Origin of the sequence: Synechococcus lacustris str. Tous, assembly GCF_003011125.1 — a bacterium.
In the GTDB taxonomy this organism is placed as follows: Bacteria; Cyanobacteriota; Cyanobacteriia; order PCC-6307; family Cyanobiaceae; genus Synechococcus_D; species Synechococcus_D lacustris.
This window is the reverse complement of the sequence record NZ_PXVC01000050.1, coordinates 1-16,543: the sequence shown is the minus strand read 5'-3', so window position 1 is coordinate 16,543 and position 16,543 is coordinate 1. Positions and strand designations below refer to the sequence as shown.

The window sequence follows — 16,543 nt, the reverse complement described above, 5'->3', positions numbered from 1 at the left end:
CTGCCYAACTGCAAAACAATGCTTTGCGGCACCCCCGTGCGGAGCGCTTTCCTAGAAGCCAGCCCCTGTCCCGCTTGGGTGCCCCAAGGGGTGGGTCCATTGCTGCTAGTGATTGGCGGCAGCCAGGGCGCTTTGGGTTTAAACCGCATGGTGCGAGCGGCATTGCCGGCTCTACTGGCCCATGGCTGCAGGGTTGTGCATCTCAGTGGCAGCAGTGATCCAGATTTCGGCAGCTTGCAGCACCAAAACTATGTGGAAAAGGAATTCAGCAATGAAATCCCAGGGCTTTTGCAGCACTCTGATTTGGCCATTAGCCGCGCTGGGGCAGGCAGCATTAGTGAATTAGCGGCCTGCGCTACCCCGGCCCTATTGGTGCCCTTCCCCCAAGCAGCCGACAACCATCAAACAGCTAATGCTGAGGCCTGTATGGCCCGTGGCGCTGCGGTAATGCTGCATCAGCACTCCCCAGGCCAGAAACCGCTCAGCCGCATGCTTTGGCGTTTGCTCGGTCCMCGCTTGMGGGGTGCAGAGGGAATAGCTGATCCTTTAAATCAACTTGCGGTGGGCATGGCCCGCCTGGCTGTGCGGGATGCGGATTACCAGTTGGCCCATTTGTTAGTTGAACTAGGCGTGGCTGCGGGGTCCCGCCGTTGAGGTTTCTTTAAGCGGCTGGCTTTCATTGCTAAGGCTGCTCACAGCACCAACTCCAGCCAGTTGAGGCAATGGCGTGCCGGCGCTGAGGGAACTGGCAAGGCTTTGCAGCTCGCTGCYTTGSCGCAAACCCACCGATTGCCCCACCGATTTGCCATTGCTATCAAATAGTTGTAGGTGGGGGATGCCATTCACCTGCCAKCGTTGCAACTCCGCCTGCCARGTGGGGTTATCAACATTCAACATCACCAAATTGATTTCAGGATGTTGCTTTTCAAGGGCAACCATTGCGGGGGCCATGCTTTTACAGGCTTCGCACCAATCGGCATAAAACTCCACCAGGCTGGGTTTGCCGTTTTCCAGGGCTTGATTGAGGGGTATGGATCTGCGGGCCAGTTGATCTAGGAGATCGCCGGGCCCCAGGCTGCCCTTGATCCAGGTGATCGCCACCACCAGCAATGCCACCAATAGCAATACAAGTTGGGGTCCCCGTTGAACGGGGGTGGCGGAAGCGCCCATGGCAGCCATAAAGTTCAAACTGCTGCCATGCTGGCAGCAGTTTGAACTTTTCGCCTTGAAACGCAGGCTCACACTGCAGTTTCCCCGGGAGGCGGTGCATCAACCGATCACCTATCGCCTTGCGGTTGATTACGACGTGGCCTCCCGCATCATTAGGGCCCAGATGGCGCCCAACCAAAGGGGCACCATGGTGGTGGAACTCTCTGGCGACATAGATGAACTAGCGGCRGCGGAGCAATGGTTAAGGGGTATTGGCTTAGAAATCACCAGTGCCGCAGGCGAAATTCATATCGATCCAGAACTSTGTGTGGATTGCGGCATCTGCTCAAGTGTGTGCCCCAGTGGTGCTTTGAGCTGCGGGGCCCCAAACTGGCAGTTGCAGTTCGATCTGCGCCGTTGCGTTGTTTGTGAACAATGCATAGCGGTTTGCCCCCTGGATGCCATAAGCCTGAGCCTGTGATGAACGCATCTTTCAAATTGCTATTGCTGCCGATCAGGGCGCCGATGATCACCTTGCTGGGGATCATTAGTTTTTATTTAGGKGTCCATTGGGGATTCCAGCAGGATGCGATGCGTGGCAGTGGAGTTGATGCTTCGCTAGTTGATGAAGCCTATTGGATTTTTAATTTATTCCAGGTATTTGTTGTAACCTTTTTTTGTACATTGCCTGATTTRGTRTTGCGTCAGTTGTCTTTATTTATGGCAGCTAGTAAGGTTTTAACCCTTGTTGTAACCCTTTTRGTTGTGGTGCTTGGCGGCATGTATTTACTTTATTGGCCTGGRTTTGATAGTATTTTAGTGATGGCCTGCGCCCTGCTGCTTGCCAGGTTGGATTTAGTTAGATTAAAAGTTTGGCCRCCCTCCTGGCTTGCCTGTRTTGGTTTTACRTCTTTCATTATGTTTTTTATATCCTATGGCAAYGCYCTGCATTTGCGTTTGCACGCATGGCCRATTATCAGGAATTTACTTGATGCGGGCGTGATAGGTAATTAATTTCTARCTAATCTTAGTATGGTTATATTCGTTGGCGGCTCAACTGTTGATAGCTAAAGTAATTTCCCAGYACRCTTTTTACGTAGATTCTGGTTTCTGGATAGGGAATTTGCTCCACCCAAAGTTCTGGTAGATCCTGCAAGTTGTTATTTGGCCATGATTTAACAGCCCCCGGCCCGGCGTTATAGCTGGCAACGGCRAGAAATATATTTCCTCCAAACTCCCTGAGCATTTGTTTTAAATAGCTTCCCCCCAGGCGAGCATTTAGGTTTGCTTCTTCCAGTGCCGCTGTTGTTAGGGGTTCCCCCGCCAGTTCCGCGGCAGTGGCGGGCATCAGCTGCAATAAACCCACTGCCCCAGCGGGGGAGCGCACCGTTGTATTCAARCGCGATTCTTGGCGGGCYACCCCCTGCAGAAGCAAAGGATCTAAGCCCGCCCGGCGGGCGGCAGTGCCCAGCTCCTGGCCATAGGTGAGCGGGTGGCGTTGTTGCTCCAGTAGGGCCTGTTGAGCTTTGCTGCCCGCTGCCCCCTCSAGGGCCGCACTATCAAGTTGAGCTAAACCAAGCCAGCGATCACCYACKKCTAARCGCAGTTGCCCCTCCTGCCAAAGGTTGGTTGGTGTAACTGCTGCYCTACCTAAACGCCATGTGCGCCAATGCTCCCAGGCCTCCGTGTGCAGCCCCAGGCCCSTTAACTTTGCCAGTGGCGCAGGCAATGGGCYAGGKCCGCTTTGAGCTGGCAGAGGTGGTTTTTCAGCCAAACGAACACTGGCCCGCCAGGCGTAATAGCCATAGGGATATTGGCGTAATTGGTTTTGCCAGATGGCTCGCGCCCTRTCTTTTTGGCCCTGCTGCCAGGCGCTTAGCCCCATCCAAAAGCGACTGCGGGCAGCGATGGGTGGGCTCTGTTTGTTKGSTTGTAATTGGCTGAGGCTTTTGTATGCCCTAGCCCACTGGYGCTTTAGCAGTAGTTCCCTGCTGCGCTCCCAGGCTTTTGTGCTTGCGCTCAGCTGTTCTTTAGGTTCGATTTGCTCGATTTTGGTTGTGCCGAGGCAGCGCTGGGCTGCAGCCCTATCCCCCTGGGCCAGCAAGCCAGTTGCCAAAAGTGTTTTTTCGCTTTTTGCCAGTGCCCGCTCCGGCTTCATGCAGGCTTCAGCCATTGCCGCAGCAGCGCCGGGCCAGCGTTTGCCATAGCGGGCTAAATGCAAACCGCCGAGGCTGCCAGCTTTCTTTTGCTGCCATTTGAGGGCAGCTGCCAGGGCGGCRGGGTGGGCCGGAAAGCGTTGCAGCAACTCCTTGGCTTGGCCCAGGGCGTAGAGGCCATCAGCGCTAGGTGGTGCTTTTGGGAACTGGCTAACCAGGTATTGCCATTGCTGTTGAGCTGCTGCTTCTTGGCCCCCATGGGCAAGGGCCAAGGCCTCTAACTTCAAACTGATTGGTGCCAGCAGCTGGCTCTCCCCTTGCCTACCCCAGCCTTGGCCCCGCAGCAGATCCAGCTGGTTGGGTTGCTGTGTTGCCAGGATTAGGCGTGCTTCCCGCCGCCTGATTGGATCAGGGTCTAACCGGGCGCTGCGATTTAAAAAGATTGGYTTGCTTGCGGCCGTAAKGCTGGGCCTTGTAGCCAACAGCAGTTGTTGCAATGCCGCCAAAGCAAAGGCAGTGCCAAGGGCTATGCCAGTTAGGCCAAGCACTCCCCGTTGATTAAAGGCAGCCAACGATTTTTGCTCCATTATGAAGCCTGCTTTGCTTCAATTCTGTGGTGCAATCTGTAGCTCGCTTTTTGCTGCAGCTGCAGAGGCGATTGGGGCCAAACCTATCTGCCTTGGAATTGCAACARCGCCGCTGCGGGCTTGCGGTAGCCCTTGGTTTGGGCTGTTGGTTATTGAGGCCGTTGCCACCATTTATGTGGTTGCCAGGTGCGGTTGTGGGTGCATTTTTGCTTTGGGCKGCCCTGGAGCTAGCCGGCTTGCTTTGGCGGCCCCAGCGTTGGCATTAGGCAGCTGCGGTTACCCTCTGAGCAAGATTTTTTTCTGCCATGGCTGATCTGGCTACCCATCCGGTAGGTCAACCCTTTTCCGCTGGCGTGAGCTTTGGCACCGATGGCATTCGCGGCCTGGTTGGTGGTTTGATGACCCCCGCCCTTGCCATGCAAGTGGGTTATTGGGGTGGTTTGGTGTTGCAGGGGGAGGGGCCGGTGTTGATCGGCAGGGATTCCCGCAGCAGTGGCTGGATGCTGAGCGCTGCTTTAGAAGCAGGGCTAACGGCGGCCGGCCGTGAGGTGTGGAATTTGGGTTTATGCCCAACCCCAGCCGTTGCCCGCTTGGTGCAGCAACAAGGTGCTGCCGGTGGGGTGATGGTTTCTGCAAGCCACAACCCGCCAGCTGATAACGGCATCAAACTGTTTGCGGCCGGTGGTTCRAAATTGGCCCGCCAACAGCAGGAGTTGATTGAGGCTGGCCTGCGGGGGGAGTTGCCAGCTGCTGCTAATCGTTGTGGCAGTAGCCATCAACGCAGCGACTTACTCGCTATTTACCGCCAAYTGCTACGCGAAGGGTTAGCCGATAACCAACTCAGCGGCAGGCGCATCGTGCTCGACCTCTGCTGGGGTTCAGCCACCGCCTGCAGCAGCGAATTGTTTCGCAGCCTTGGCGCTGAAGTAATTGAGCTCCATGGCAGCCCCGATGGCAATGCAATCAATGTGGGCTGCGGCAGCACCCACCTGGCCCCACTGCAGGAAGCCGTTCGCCAAAGCGGCGCTGAACTTGGTTTTGCCTTTGATGGTGATGCCGATCGGGTACTTGCAGTTGATGGGGAAGGCCGGCTTGTGGATGGTGATCACATCTTGTTTATGTGGGGTTCTGCCCTTGCAGCAGCAGGGCAATTACCTAAGCAATTACTGGTGGCCACGGTGATGAGCAACCTTGGTTTTGAACGGGCCTGGCGCAGCGGCGGCGGCCAGCTTGAACGCACGGCTGTTGGTGATCAATACGTGCATGAAGCGATGCAAAACCTGGGCGCTGCCCTTGGTGGTGAGCAATCTGGCCATATTCTTTGCGCCCACCATGGCTTAACCGGTGATGGTTTGCTAACGGCTTTGCAGTTGGCGGCGTTGCTTAAACCTGGTGAAAGCCTTGCTGATCGCCGAAATCAGAGTTTTGTTTCCTATCCCCAACGCCTAAAAAATGTGCGGGTAGCCAACCGTGAGCGGCGTCAACAATGGCAGCAGTGCGATCCCTTAGCCCAGGCGGTGGCYAGGGCAGAGGCGGAAATGGCAGGGGAGGGCAGGGTTTTAGTGCGCGCCTCCGGCACCGAACCGCTGTTGCGGGTGATGGTKGARGCCTCAAGCCAGGCTGTGGTTGATCATTGGATCGAAAATCTTGCGGCCATCGCCGAACGGGAATTAAACCACTAGTTGTGCKGCAAGTTGCAGGGCGCCATGGCAGGCATCCCCTAGGGGCTTTTGGATTTTTGTACCCGGCAAGCGCTCCTGCAGCAGCTTTTTGAAACTTGTTTGCAGTGGCGTTAGGTTTTCAATGGCACCACCAAAACAGCAGATCTCTGGTTGGGGCATAGCCAAGGCAGTTGCAACCCCCTCCACCATCAGGGCCAATTCCTCCCCGGCGATATTTAAAACCCGTTGGGCATTGATATCACCCTGTTCCGCCAGGTTGCTAACAAGGGGCGCCAGCCGGGCAAAACCGGCGGCACCRAAATGGGGATCCACCACCAATGCTTTTAATTCATGGGGATATCGCACCCCTAAGGCAKTCCATAGCACTGATTTAAGGCTGGTTTCAGTTAAYCGACCATCTGCCATGCGCAGGGTGAGGGCAAGGCCATCCCGGCCTATGTCCATGGCGCTGCCCACCCCATCCACCAGCCAACCCCAGCCAGCACARCGGTGCTGGYTGCCSAGGTGATTACGACCCACGGCAATGGCGCCGGTGCCACTGATTAAAACAATGCCGGGGCAGCCCGGCGCAAAGGCACCGGCAAGGGCCGTGCGTTCATCACCGGTAACGAGTACCKCCCCTAGGCCGAGGGCCTCTTTAGCCAAGCTGGTGCCAAGGATTTGACTGGGGCTTTCCGCTTCTATGCCACTGGCACCCACTGCGGCAGCRAGCAGCGGGCCTTTGCTTTCACARYTGTTTAARGCGGCAGCAAAACTGCTGCGCAGGGCCGCTTGAAAGCGTTCAGGGCCGCCGGCACTACTGAGATGGCTAACACCACTCCCCTCACCYTCTGCTAATACCGTGCCATCAGCTAGGGCAAGGCGGCAGCGGGTGTGGGTTTGGCCGGCATCAAAGCCGGCAAAGATGGCAGCTTCAGTCATKGTTTTGGCCGGCACCCAGGGTGGCTAATAAAAACCAGCCTGTGATTTGCACTTCCGGCCTAAAGAAAATCGTATCCACTAAGCCATGGCCAGCTAAACCAAGCACCGCTGCCATCGCACCGATGCAGGGCAAACTAAAAAATAAATCTCGATAGAGCTGGCTAAAACCAATGCGCACACTGGTAAAAAGCAAACCCAGGGCGGCTAATAAACCGGGAATACCAGTTTCAACAGCTAGTTCAAGGGGCACGGAGTAGGCGCTTAAGGCTGTGAAACGCGGCTGTTGATACAAGGGGTAAATCAAATTAAAAATGCTGTTGCCGGGCCCGATCCCAAGCCAGGGACGGTCGTGAATCATCTCAAGGGCCGCCAGCCACACGTTGATGCGGAARTTGTTGGAACTGTCTTCACGGCCAGCGGCCATGCTGAGCAAACGCACCCGCAAGGGCTCAAYTTTTACGGCTGCCACAAGCAGCCCCACCACCACAAGGCCAATTAATAGGGGCGGCAGCCAGCGCCTTAGCGGCTTTGCCAAGTGTTTGCTTAACCGCAATAGCAGCAGCATTCCCATGGCGCTAAGGGCTAGGGCCATGCCAATCCAGCCGCCGCGGCTGTAGGTGAGCAGCATTGCAACTGAGCCCAGCCCCAGGCTGCTGAGGGCAAATAGCCGCAACCAGGGGCTGCGCCAACGCAGCAGTGCCACCAGCGCTAAGGGCAAAATCGGCAGTAGGTAACCAGCCAGCAGATTGGGATTTTCCAGGGTGCTGTAGATCCGTTGGGTGCCATCGGCAATGGAGTTGGGGTCAGCCCAACGGGCCAGTTCAGTGGTGTCGCCATAGAGCTGCCGCAAACCGATAACAGCTGTGATTAGTTCACCAAGCAGCAGTGCACCCAGCAAGCGATCCCACCAGCGGGGCGCTTCGTTTAGGAGCCGGCTGATCAGGGCATAAACACCGAGATAGCTCAATAATTTGAAYAAACCTTTTGCAGCRGCGGCGGGCACCGGAGAAAAACCAGTTGCCAGCAGTGCTAGGGCCAGATAGGCCAGTAGCCAYCCATTCACTGCCCCTAAGGGTTTGCCGCTGGCGGGCGTGGCTAAACCCCAAATCAACCAAAACAAACCGCAGGCAGTAATTAATAAACCAAGGCCACCACGATCAGCTAATGGCAGCAGTAGCAGCAGAGCCGTTAGTAATCCCCCGGCTAGCTGYGGCAAAAAAGGTAGTAGCCGGCTTGCATTTCTTTCCCCCTGCCATAGGCCCTGCCAACGCAACAACCAAGGGATAGAAGGGCTGGAGCTCATGGGTTGCTACTTACAACGGTTGGATTATGGAGGCAGAGCTTCTGCTAAACAGCCTGCGATAAACGGGAAGTTTTTTATCGAGCACCTGGGCCTCCCGTTCAGTGGCGAGGCAAAAGGGATTTGTTTCCAGCCAAGTGCCGCCATCTAAGGGATAAAAGGCACCACTATTAGCTACTGCTTCCAGCATCAATTGGATCACCTGGGGCACATCACTCTGCAGAAATAATTGGCCATCAGGGGCCATGGCAGCGGCTAATGAAGCAATTAATTCCGGCTGCACCATTCGGCGTTTGTGGTGGCGTTTTTTAAACCATGGGTCGGGATATTGGATTGTTACTAGTGTTAATAGGTTTGCTGGTAATTTAGTRAGCCAATTTTCAAGGCTGATATTTGCRTTGCAAAATAGAAAACGTAGATTATTAATTTCAAGCCTTTTTTGATCGGCATCAGCTAAATCAACTAGGGGCCTCCTAATCTCTAAGCCAAGGTGATTGCGATGGGGCCTTTGGGGTGCAAGCGCTAATAAAAAACGACCCCTGGCGCAGCCGATATCAAGATGAAGAGGTAGGTTTGGATTTTCAAAAAGCTCAGCTATGGAAAGCAGATCGCGTTCCACCTKATAGAAGCTGCTGAGCGGATTTACGTGTTGACGCAAAACAGAATGATGTGATTTATGGGAGGGATTAATTAAGTTTCAGTTGGCTTAGGGCTGGCTACTAAAAATGCCCAGCTAGCTGTGTAGCCATGCATTTGGGTGCTGCCGGCAACCGGGCCGATTTCACCATTGCAAAACAAACCAGCCACAGGGATATCTGGAAAAAGTTCACGGCATAGGCCCACATCTACATTTGCTTCTCCATAAAGGCCCTGGCCGCGGCCGAGGCAAGCAAAAAGCAGTGCGGCTAGGGGTTGTTCGGCCCGTTGTTGTTGAAGGAGAAGTAGATCTTTTAATTCTTGGCGGGAGCTATTGCCATCGCGCACCTGAAATTGCAGTTGCTGGCCGATCCGCAAGCGATCAGCCACGGCAATTGCCCCAAGGCGCGGATCCATGCCCATCAAATTGCGCACTAAAAAAGGCGAAACTTGCGGTGCGGAAGGGTTAGGCATTGCAAAATTTTCCTTGCCTAAACCAACGAATAGGGCATTGCGCAGCAGCTCTCGATCGCTGCTGGGCAGCTCACCAATCAAGCCTTGCAGGGCCGCCAAGGGATTTTGAAGGGCATCCCCTTGGCGCAGTTCGAGCAGCACATTGCGTTGGGCTTGGGCTACTTCAAATACGGGGCCAATGGGGCGGCAACCTTGAGCTACCACTGGATCAAGGCTGTAGGCGCCGCTGATTACACAGCCCACTGCCCCTGAACAAACCTGATCAGCAAAAAACAAACCGCCGTGGTTTGCACTGTGTTGACCAGCTAATCCACCCAGTTTTGCCATGGCTGGATAGCCGTAATCAAGGCCACTGATTAGATCGTTGATGCCACTGCTGGCGGGATCAATCCATATCAACATTGCCCCACCGGCCTCTGGATCAGCCCCAACGGCYTCCATCCATGGTTCCCGGGGGCCATCGAGATCGGGCAGTTGGTTGAGGTTGATTTGAAAAGGGCTCAACTGCGCCCCGGGTAAGCGCATCAGGGTGAGGCTGATGGCGGGGCCATTTTCAATTTCTTGGGGTGCAGCCGCTGCGTTAGTACCRATYACGCCGCCGCCGCAAGCGCCTAGCCAATGGCTGCAACGCAGTTGTTTTTGCAGCAGCGGCAGCAGGCGCGGTAGGTCGCTGGCATAGCTGCTGCTAGCAAACACCAGGGCGAGATCCATTTGGCCTATGCCGGCCAGTTGTTGYGTTAGTTCGGCTACGGCCTGCTCAAGGGAAGGTTGCTGGGAAAGGGCAGTGCGCACCAGCGGACTGGTTTTGCTGCCTTTAAACAGTTGCAGCATGGATGGATAAGTGGTTTTTCGACCTTAATGCCGGTTGTGAATTGATTGCGGATCACGGTGCGGATAATGGCCTCAGCTCAATGTTTTGCATGGCGCTTCCCCTGCTCCGCAGCTTGGTGTGGATGATTTACCGCTTGGAGCTGCTGTTTGCCTTTGGGTTACCACTGGTATTACTGGTGTGGGCAGCGATTAAGCAGGAGCCGGCCCTGGTGCGCTTGCTGAATCTGTATTGGAAAGTGGGCAGCCTTCTAGGCATAACGGTGCTGCTTATGGCRGCTGGCCGGCCATTGGCATTCATAACTGCTTTTGCGTCGCAGCTTTTGATTTTGGTGTCGTTGTGGTTTTGGGTGGATCTAAATGAGGAGCTGGCGGATCTACCCCCCTTTCGGCCTTTGCCTTTCACCATGCGGCTGTGGCGCTGGGCGCTATCGCTGTTGTGTGTTTTGGGCTTGGTATTWACTGGCGCTGCATTGGCTTGCGCCTGGGGCCAAGGCGCCCTGTGCGCCCCATGGCTTGAAGCACCGAGCCATTTCCAGGGGTTGCTGGCAGTGGTGTTGGGCTTTTTCTTTGGMGGCCAATGGACACCGGCAGTGTCTGGTTTTCTGGGCTACYTGGGGCTTGCCGCCTACGCAGTGGGCTTAATCCAATGGCTACTGGTGCGGCTACCGCGCCAAGGGCGTTTGGCGGGCGGGTTTTAGAAACGTAAAGCCCCAGCACAGGGCTAGCATTGATTGCATTGATTGCATTGCAACTTTTTGGCCGATGGCTTCACTTACCGTTCGTAATCTCGATGAAACGATTAAATCTCGGCTGCGTCAGCAGGCAGCCCGCCATGGCCGTTCGATGGAGGAAGAAGTTCGCGTAATCCTCAGCAATGCGATCGAGCCTTCTGTTTCAAGCCATGGATTAGGCAGCCGCATAAAAGACCATTTCGCCGATTTAGGCGGCTTGGAGCTGGAGTTACCGCAACGTATCYACAGCCCTGAATCGCCAGATTTGCGCGAGTAGCAGTGGTTTTACTTGATACCAATGTGCTTTCTGAGTTGATGCGCCGCGAGCCTGATTCGGTGGTTTTGGCCTGGGCTGATCAATTAAATCTTGATGACGTAGCAATTACGGCCATGAATGAGGCCGAGATTCTCCATGGCTTGGCCCTCCTGCCGGCAGGAAAGCGTCGTGATTCCCTGCAAGAGAGATGGGAACAACTGGTTTTAAASATTTTTGCAGGCCGTGTATTCCCTTTTGATCGTGCTGCGGCCCATTGGTATGGAGCACTTTTGGAACAGCGCCATCGCATTGGCAGGCCCATGGMCACGGCTGATGCAGTTATCGCTGCTACGGCTTTGGCCCTAGATGCCACTCTTGCCACGCGTAACACCTCGGATTTTGAAAGGATCGATCTTTCTTTRATTAATCCATGGATSTTGCCTAATGGCAGCATCTAAATAGTTCAAGTTTCCAAAACCTCAACGCATCTGGAGCAGATGCTGGGRTGTTTGGAATGCTCGCCAATATCGGTGCAGTAATGCCAGCAGCGTTCGCATTTTTCWCCAGCGGCGCGGGCGATACGCAGGCTGAATTGATCACTGCTGAATTCAGCCAGGATCATGCTTGGGTTTTGCTCGCCAATGTTKTTGCCCCCAATTRTTAATTCACTAACTAATAGCCAATCAGCCAAATTATCCACCGCTGGATATGGGCTACTAGCAAGATTTTTAAGGGCATTGRCGATGGCATCTGCCCGTTCRCCTTGGCCGAGTTCAAGCTGCACCTGGGCTTCTAGGGATGAACCAATACCAGCTTCTTTGTTKCGGCAACTTTCAAGTAAACGATTGGTTTGAGAACGCACTTCGATAAGTTCAGTTAGCATTAAATTAAGGCCCAATTGCCGGGGGYCTTTCCATTCAGSRGGCACCTTTGGCCAACCCCTTTGGAATACGGATTTTTCAGCTACTGCATAGGGGAGATTTTGCCAGATATCTTCTGCCATATGACATAAAACCGGCGCGATTATGCCAGCTAAGCGTTCAACAATATGGGCTAACACGGTTTGGCAGCTGCGGCGCCGGTGGGAGCTGGCAGCGCTCACATACAAGCGATCTTTAGCGATATCGAGATAGAAATTAGAAAGATCAACYACGCAAAAATTCTGTAATGTTTGAAAGAAGCGATAGAATTCATAATTATCAAAATAGTTTGTAATCTCATCAATAACAATGGCGGTGCGATGCAGCATCCATTGATCTAATAATGGCAGATCTTCGTGGCYAATTGCATCTCTAWCYGGTTCRAAATCATGRAGRTTGCCAAGTAGATATCTGGCGGTATTGCGAACTTTTCGATTTACATCGCCCAGCTGYTTAAGGATTCCKGAGCCGAGGGGTACGTCGGCGGAGTAATCAACYGAACTAACCCAMAGCCTCAGCACATCTGCCCCATAGGGGGGATCTTGTTTTTCATTTTTACCACCTTCAATAATTACAGCTGGATCAACTACATTGCCCAAGGATTTACTCATTTTACGACCCTTTTCATCCAACACAAAGCCATGGGTGAGCACCTTGCGGTAGGGGGCCTTGCCGCTCACCGCTACGGAGGTGAGCAAACTGCTTTGAAACCAGCCGCGATGTTGATCGGTGCCTTCGAGGTAGAGATCAGCGGGATAGTTCAGCTCTGGATTTGCRTTTAGCACCCCAGCCCATGAGGAGCCGGAATCAAACCACACGTCCATGGTGTCGGTTCCCTTGCGCCATTGGCTCGCYTCWTCGGCGTAGCTTTTGGGCAGAAGATCTGCTTCTTCCCGCTCCCACCACACGTTGGAGCCGTGTTCAGCGATCAGGGMTTGAATGTGGTTGAGGGTGTTGCTATTTAGTAAAACTTCGCCGCTGCTGCGGTGATAAAAAACAGGAATTGGCACACCCCAAGTGCGTTGGCGGCTGATGCACCAATCGCCACGATCTTTCACCATGCCTTCAATTCGATTGCGGCCGCTGCTGGGTACCCATTCCACGGCATCTATGGCATCTAATGCTTGGCTACGGAAACCATCTAAGGAAGCAAACCACTGTTCAGTAGCGCGGAATATGGTGGGTTTTTGAGTGCGCCAATCATAGGGATAACGGTGTTGATAGGCCTCTTCTGCTAATAGGGCATGGGCTTCTTTAAGGGCGCTGATTATGGTTGAGTTTGCGTCTTTTAATACGTTGAGGCCAGCGAAAGGGCCCGCTTCTGCTGTGAGGTTGCCGCTTTCATCTACAACGCATAAAACAGGCAGGTTGTAGCTTTTTGCTGTATTGAAATCATCCACACCATGGCCCGGAGCAGTGTGCACAAGGCCGGTGCCGGTTTCAGTGGTGATGTAGTCGCCACCAATTACCATTGGGCTGAGCCGATTAAAAAGGGGATGGCGATAACTAGTGCCCTCTAGATCACTACCTTTAACTGTTAATAAACACTCAAGATTTAAAGCTAGTTTTTCACATAAACCATCAACTAGTTCCGCTGCCACAATCAGGKTGCGWCCCTGGCCATCGGCGCAGAGGGAGTAGTTGAGGGAACCGTTAACTGCAATGGCTAAGTTGGCGGGCAATGTCCAGGGGGTGGTGGTCCAAATTGCCACTTGCAGATTTTCAAGGCCAAGGCCAGCGGCTGTGAGGCTTGCTTGTAGAGCTGCGCTGGGCTCCGCCACGGGGAAGGCCACATAAACACTGGGGGAGATGTGGCCGTCGGGGTATTCCAATTCRGCTTCTGCCAGGGCCGTGCGGGAGCTGGGGCTCCAATGCACGGGCTTGAGGCCGCGATAGATAAAACCAGCCAGCACCATCTGGCCAAAAACATCGATTTGGGCTGCTTCGTAGTTTTTTTGCAGGGTTAGGTAGGGGCTATCCCAATCCGCCCAAATACCCCAACGGCGAAAGCCTTGCTTTTGCAACTCCACCTGTTCAAGGGCAAAGGCATGGGCGCGGCGGCGTAGATCAAGGGGGCTAAGGCCCTGGCGCTCCGATTGGCTGATGCCTTGGAGCACTTTTAATTCGATCGGCAGGCCATGGCAATCCCAGCCGGGCACAAAGCGTGCCCGCTTGCCTTGCATCAATTGATATTTATTRATGATGTCTTTAAGGGTTTTGTTTAAGGCATGGCCCACATGCAGGGCGCCATTGGCGTAAGGGGGGCCRTCGTGGAGGGTGAATTGCGCTCCGGGGTTATGGCGGCTCAGTTGTTCGTATAGGCCAAGTTCTTGCCAGAAGGCCTGCAATTCAGGTTCGCGGCTTTTGGCATTAGCCCGCATGGAGAAAGGCGTCTCCAGCAGGTTGAGGCTGTYTTTGTAGGAGATTTCGCTGGCCTTCAACTCTGCGCTGGCATTGAGCTGCTGATTATCTACGCGCACCCATTTTTTGCTAACTACTGGCYTTTGTTGGCGTTGGCTGAACAGCCCAGCAACGCTGCGCCTAAGGGTTKCAAACTTTTCACGCCGATGCACAGGATCAGCCAGCTGATCTTTTTGTTCAGGGCTTAGTTGCTGCCAGCGGTTGGTTGCCACTTCGCTGCCGAGGCGGCCGATCAGTAAGCCGCCGCACAGCACGGCCAGCATTGGCGCCCCCCGCAGGCGCTCGGCGCTGGTGATGAGCACAAGGCCAAGCAAGAGCAGCAGGGCTGCCCAAAAGCTGTCGCGGGGGCGCGTGAGATCGCTGCTCAGCAGGGGAAGAAACAGCAACAAAAGGCCAGCAATGAGGGCCAGCGCACCAAGCAAATTGGCCAGCAAGGGGTTKGTTAAGGCTTTTGATATTCAAGCGCTGTTTAGAGTTACCGATACGCCCACCTGGCGGAATCGGTAGACGCGCTGGTTTTAGGTACCAGTGGCTTAGGTCGTGGGGGTTCAAGTCCCCCGGTGGGCATAAATCTAAAATAAATATGTAGCTAGTCGCAGCAKTAGACCCAGCAGTCCATTGTTGGTATCTATGGGTTATTGCCTTGGCGGCGCGGGCACTGCTGGCTTTATTGGTGGCCTTGATGGCCCTTGGCGAAGGCTTGGCAAAGCCGATCAGGTTTCACCAAATGGGCAGCGGGTTTGCCGCACCCGTGCCAGCCAGTTGGGAGCATTTGCAGCAGCTGGAATTTCGCTTGGCCTTGCATGGGGTGAAGGTGGTGCACTCCAGCCGCTGCCCGAAGGGGCTGGAGGGCCTCTACGACCACCGCATCGGCCAGGTGTTGATGTGTAAAAACACAATGCCGGCCCAGGCTGAAATCCACTGGAACACCCTTGCCCATGAAGCCGTTCATGTGATGCAGATCTGCCGCCAGTCGGCGCCGCTTTCCAAGGGCTTRGATCAGTTGCAGCAAAAGATGTTGGATTCCACCCCGGCACCAGAAAAGCTGCATATTCTCTCGGCCTATCCCCCGGAACAAAGGCTTTATGAGTTGGAGGCCCGCTGGGTGGCAAATACCTTTCCACCMGAAACGGTGATGGCCCTATTGGATTTGAGCTGTGGCCGGCCCGGTCGCCGCCAGCCCACCCACACATTGCTGCCCCAGCTRATGGCTAAGGAAAACGGTTAAAATCAATTTTCTGGCTCGCTGAGATGGGCGACTCCGCAGCACTGCGATCGGTGCCCCGCGATTTGGTGGGYTTACCACCTGCATGGAATCCCACCGTTGGATTGTTCATCGGTGGCTACCTGCTGGCGGCCCTCACCATTTGGGGTTGGTTTATGGGCCACTGGCCGCTGGCTGTGTTGGTTTTAACCGGTTTTCTTGCCCTGCACCTAGAGGGCACTGTTATTCACGACGCCTGCCATAACGCCGCCCATCCAAACCGCTTTATCAATGCCTTCATGGGCCAYGGCGCGGCCTTGCTACTGGGATTTAGCTTCCCGGTATTTACAAGGGTGCACCTACAACACCACGCCCATGTGAATGATCCAAAGCACGATCCCGACCATATTGTTTCAACATTTGGCCCACTTTGGTTGATAGCACCAAGGTTTTTTTACCACGAATACTTCTTTTTTCAGAGGCGTTTATGGCGTAGRTATGARTTATTTGAATGGGCCCTAGCACGCACGATTTTTGTTTTGATAGTTGTTGCTGCAGCCCGCGGCGGCTTTTTGCAATTTATTTTTAATTGTTGGTTTGCTCCAGCTTTGATGGTTGGTGTAACRCTTGGTTTGTTTTTTGATTATCTACCCCACCGACCATTCCGCTCAAGAAATCGCTGGCACAACGCCAGGGTTTACCCAGGYAAAACGATGAATATATTAATTATGGGGCAAAATTATCACCTGGTTCATCACCTGTGGCCATCGATCCCCTGGTTTTTATATCAAAAGGCCTATSGGGCAACAAAACCGCTGCTAGATAAGCGTGGTTCACCCCAAAGGATTGGCATATTTGAAACTTTTGAAGATTTYGGTAACTTTTTATACGACATACTTTTGGGTATTAGAAGYCACAGCCGCAACCGCTCTAAATTGCGTTGGCTTGCTGCCTTAATGCCTGGTTTTAGTAATAAAAGGAAATTGATATCACTGCTTCACAAAACATCAGTAGGCCCTAGGCCTTAATCGGCCATTATTTTTGGCACCCTAAAGAAATCACCCTCCCTTTCTGGCGCTAGATCTAGTAATTCCTCGCGTACATCAGTATTGGTAACTATATCTTCTCTGCACACATTCACAACTTCCACCGCCCGGGTGGTGGGGGCCACATCAGTGGTGTCTATTTCCTCTAGCTGAGCAACAAAATCAATGATTTCCTCCAGCTGTGGCGTGAAGGTTTCAATGGTGTGCTCAGGTAAATCCAAGCGTGCCA

17 protein-coding genes and 1 tRNA gene are annotated in these 16,543 nt (G+C 54.0%); 10 read left to right on the top strand and 8 right to left on the bottom strand.

Translation table 11 applies throughout. The features are described 5' to 3' along the window. On the top strand, positions 1–654 hold a 654-nt coding region (locus C7K08_RS09770), incomplete at its 5' end, for a UDP-N-acetylglucosamine--N-acetylmuramyl-(pentapeptide) pyrophosphoryl-undecaprenol N-acetylglucosamine transferase (protein WP_161955872.1). Here the strand turns inward: C7K08_RS09770 and C7K08_RS09765 are convergent. Next, a complete protein-coding gene (locus tag C7K08_RS09765) occupies positions 625–1,170 on the bottom strand; it encodes a thioredoxin domain-containing protein (RefSeq protein ID WP_106500441.1) in 546 nt (181 codons plus the stop codon). The genes C7K08_RS09770 and C7K08_RS09765 overlap by 30 nt on opposite strands. A gap of 55 nt (positions 1,171–1,225) precedes the next feature. Here C7K08_RS09765 and C7K08_RS09760 point away from each other — a divergent pair, with 55 nt between their 5' ends. Continuing rightward, complete coding sequence (locus C7K08_RS09760; RefSeq protein WP_106500445.1) at positions 1,226–1,630, top strand: 4Fe-4S binding protein; 405 nt, start codon at positions 1,226–1,228, stop codon at positions 1,628–1,630. A gap of 555 nt (positions 1,631–2,185) precedes the next feature. Here C7K08_RS09760 and C7K08_RS09750 read toward each other — a convergent pair. After that, positions 2,186–3,892 (bottom strand): lytic transglycosylase domain-containing protein, encoded by a 1,707-nt coding sequence (locus tag C7K08_RS09750; protein ID WP_106500439.1) that lies wholly within the window; start codon positions 3,890–3,892, stop codon positions 2,186–2,188. 29 nt (positions 3,893–3,921) lie between these two features. Between C7K08_RS09750 and C7K08_RS09745 the strand changes: the two genes are divergently transcribed. Continuing rightward, positions 3,922–4,158, top strand: coding sequence for a hypothetical protein (locus tag C7K08_RS09745; RefSeq protein ID WP_241537188.1), 237 nt, complete (start codon positions 3,922–3,924; stop codon positions 4,156–4,158). A gap of 39 nt (positions 4,159–4,197) precedes the next feature. Continuing rightward, on the top strand, positions 4,198–5,574 hold the full coding sequence (glmM, locus tag C7K08_RS09740; RefSeq protein ID WP_106500438.1) for a phosphoglucosamine mutase: 1,377 nt from the start codon (positions 4,198–4,200) through the stop codon (positions 5,572–5,574). On the opposite strand, the gene C7K08_RS09735 is transcribed toward glmM, so the two are convergent. The 4 genes from C7K08_RS09735 to C7K08_RS09720 form a co-directional block, all read right to left on the bottom strand. Beyond that, positions 5,563–6,495 carry a BadF/BadG/BcrA/BcrD ATPase family protein gene (locus tag C7K08_RS09735; RefSeq protein WP_106500443.1) on the bottom strand — a complete coding sequence of 311 codons (933 nt, stop codon included), beginning with the start codon at positions 6,493–6,495 and terminating at the stop codon, positions 5,563–5,565. The genes glmM and C7K08_RS09735 overlap by 12 nt on opposite strands. Further along, complete coding sequence (locus C7K08_RS09730; protein WP_106500437.1) at positions 6,488–7,798, bottom strand: IctB family putative bicarbonate transporter; 1,311 nt, start codon at positions 7,796–7,798, stop codon at positions 6,488–6,490. The genes C7K08_RS09735 and C7K08_RS09730 overlap by 8 nt, the downstream gene beginning before the upstream one ends. A 10-nt stretch (positions 7,799–7,808) precedes the next feature. Then, entirely contained in the window at positions 7,809–8,414 is a 606-nt protein-coding gene (trmB, locus tag C7K08_RS09725) for a tRNA (guanosine(46)-N7)-methyltransferase TrmB (RefSeq protein ID WP_241537187.1), read from the bottom strand. Positions 8,415–8,485: 71 nt separating this feature from the next. Next, entirely contained in the window at positions 8,486–9,736 is a 1,251-nt protein-coding gene (locus C7K08_RS09720) for an FIST signal transduction protein (RefSeq protein ID WP_106500435.1), read from the bottom strand. A gap of 89 nt (positions 9,737–9,825) precedes the next feature. On the opposite strand from C7K08_RS09720, the gene C7K08_RS09715 reads away from it, so the two are divergent. The 3 genes from C7K08_RS09715 to C7K08_RS09705 all read left to right on the top strand — a co-directional run bounded on the left by C7K08_RS09715 (position 9,826) and on the right by C7K08_RS09705 (position 11,181). Then, entirely contained in the window at positions 9,826–10,434 is a 609-nt protein-coding gene (locus C7K08_RS09715) for a DUF3177 family protein (RefSeq protein ID WP_106500442.1), read from the top strand. A gap of 64 nt (positions 10,435–10,498) precedes the next feature. After that, positions 10,499–10,744: a FitA-like ribbon-helix-helix domain-containing protein gene (locus C7K08_RS09710; protein ID WP_106500434.1), complete on the top strand. Its 246-nt coding sequence runs from the start codon at positions 10,499–10,501 to the stop codon at positions 10,742–10,744. Positions 10,745–10,746: 2 nt separating this feature from the next. Further along, positions 10,747–11,181, top strand: coding sequence for a type II toxin-antitoxin system VapC family toxin (locus C7K08_RS09705; RefSeq protein WP_106500433.1), 435 nt, complete (start codon positions 10,747–10,749; stop codon positions 11,179–11,181). 5 nt (positions 11,182–11,186) lie between these two features. Here C7K08_RS09705 and ileS read toward each other — a convergent pair whose 3' ends face one another. After that, positions 11,187–14,498, bottom strand: a complete 3,312-nt coding sequence (gene ileS / locus C7K08_RS09700) for an isoleucine--tRNA ligase (RefSeq protein ID WP_106500432.1) — start codon at positions 14,496–14,498, stop codon at positions 11,187–11,189. A 51-nt stretch (positions 14,499–14,549) separates the two neighbouring features. Here ileS and C7K08_RS09695 point away from each other — a divergent pair. From C7K08_RS09695 to crtR, 3 genes are all read left to right on the top strand, one after another. Continuing rightward, a tRNA-Leu gene (locus C7K08_RS09695) sits at positions 14,550–14,631 on the top strand. A 76-nt stretch (positions 14,632–14,707) separates the two neighbouring features. Beyond that, the gene (locus C7K08_RS09690) at positions 14,708–15,292 is read left to right on the top strand and encodes a hypothetical protein (RefSeq protein WP_106500431.1); all 585 of its coding nucleotides are present in this window, start codon (positions 14,708–14,710) and stop codon (positions 15,290–15,292) included. Between the two features lie 23 nt (positions 15,293–15,315). Further along, on the top strand, positions 15,316–16,296 hold the full coding sequence (crtR, locus tag C7K08_RS09685) for a beta-carotene hydroxylase (RefSeq protein ID WP_106500430.1): 981 nt from the start codon (positions 15,316–15,318) through the stop codon (positions 16,294–16,296). Here crtR and gatC read toward each other — a convergent pair. Further along, positions 16,293–16,543: Asp-tRNA(Asn)/Glu-tRNA(Gln) amidotransferase subunit GatC (gene gatC, locus C7K08_RS09680; protein ID WP_106500429.1), on the bottom strand; the 251-nt coding region annotated here is incomplete at its 5' end. The two genes, crtR and gatC, sit on opposite strands and share 4 nt — an antisense overlap.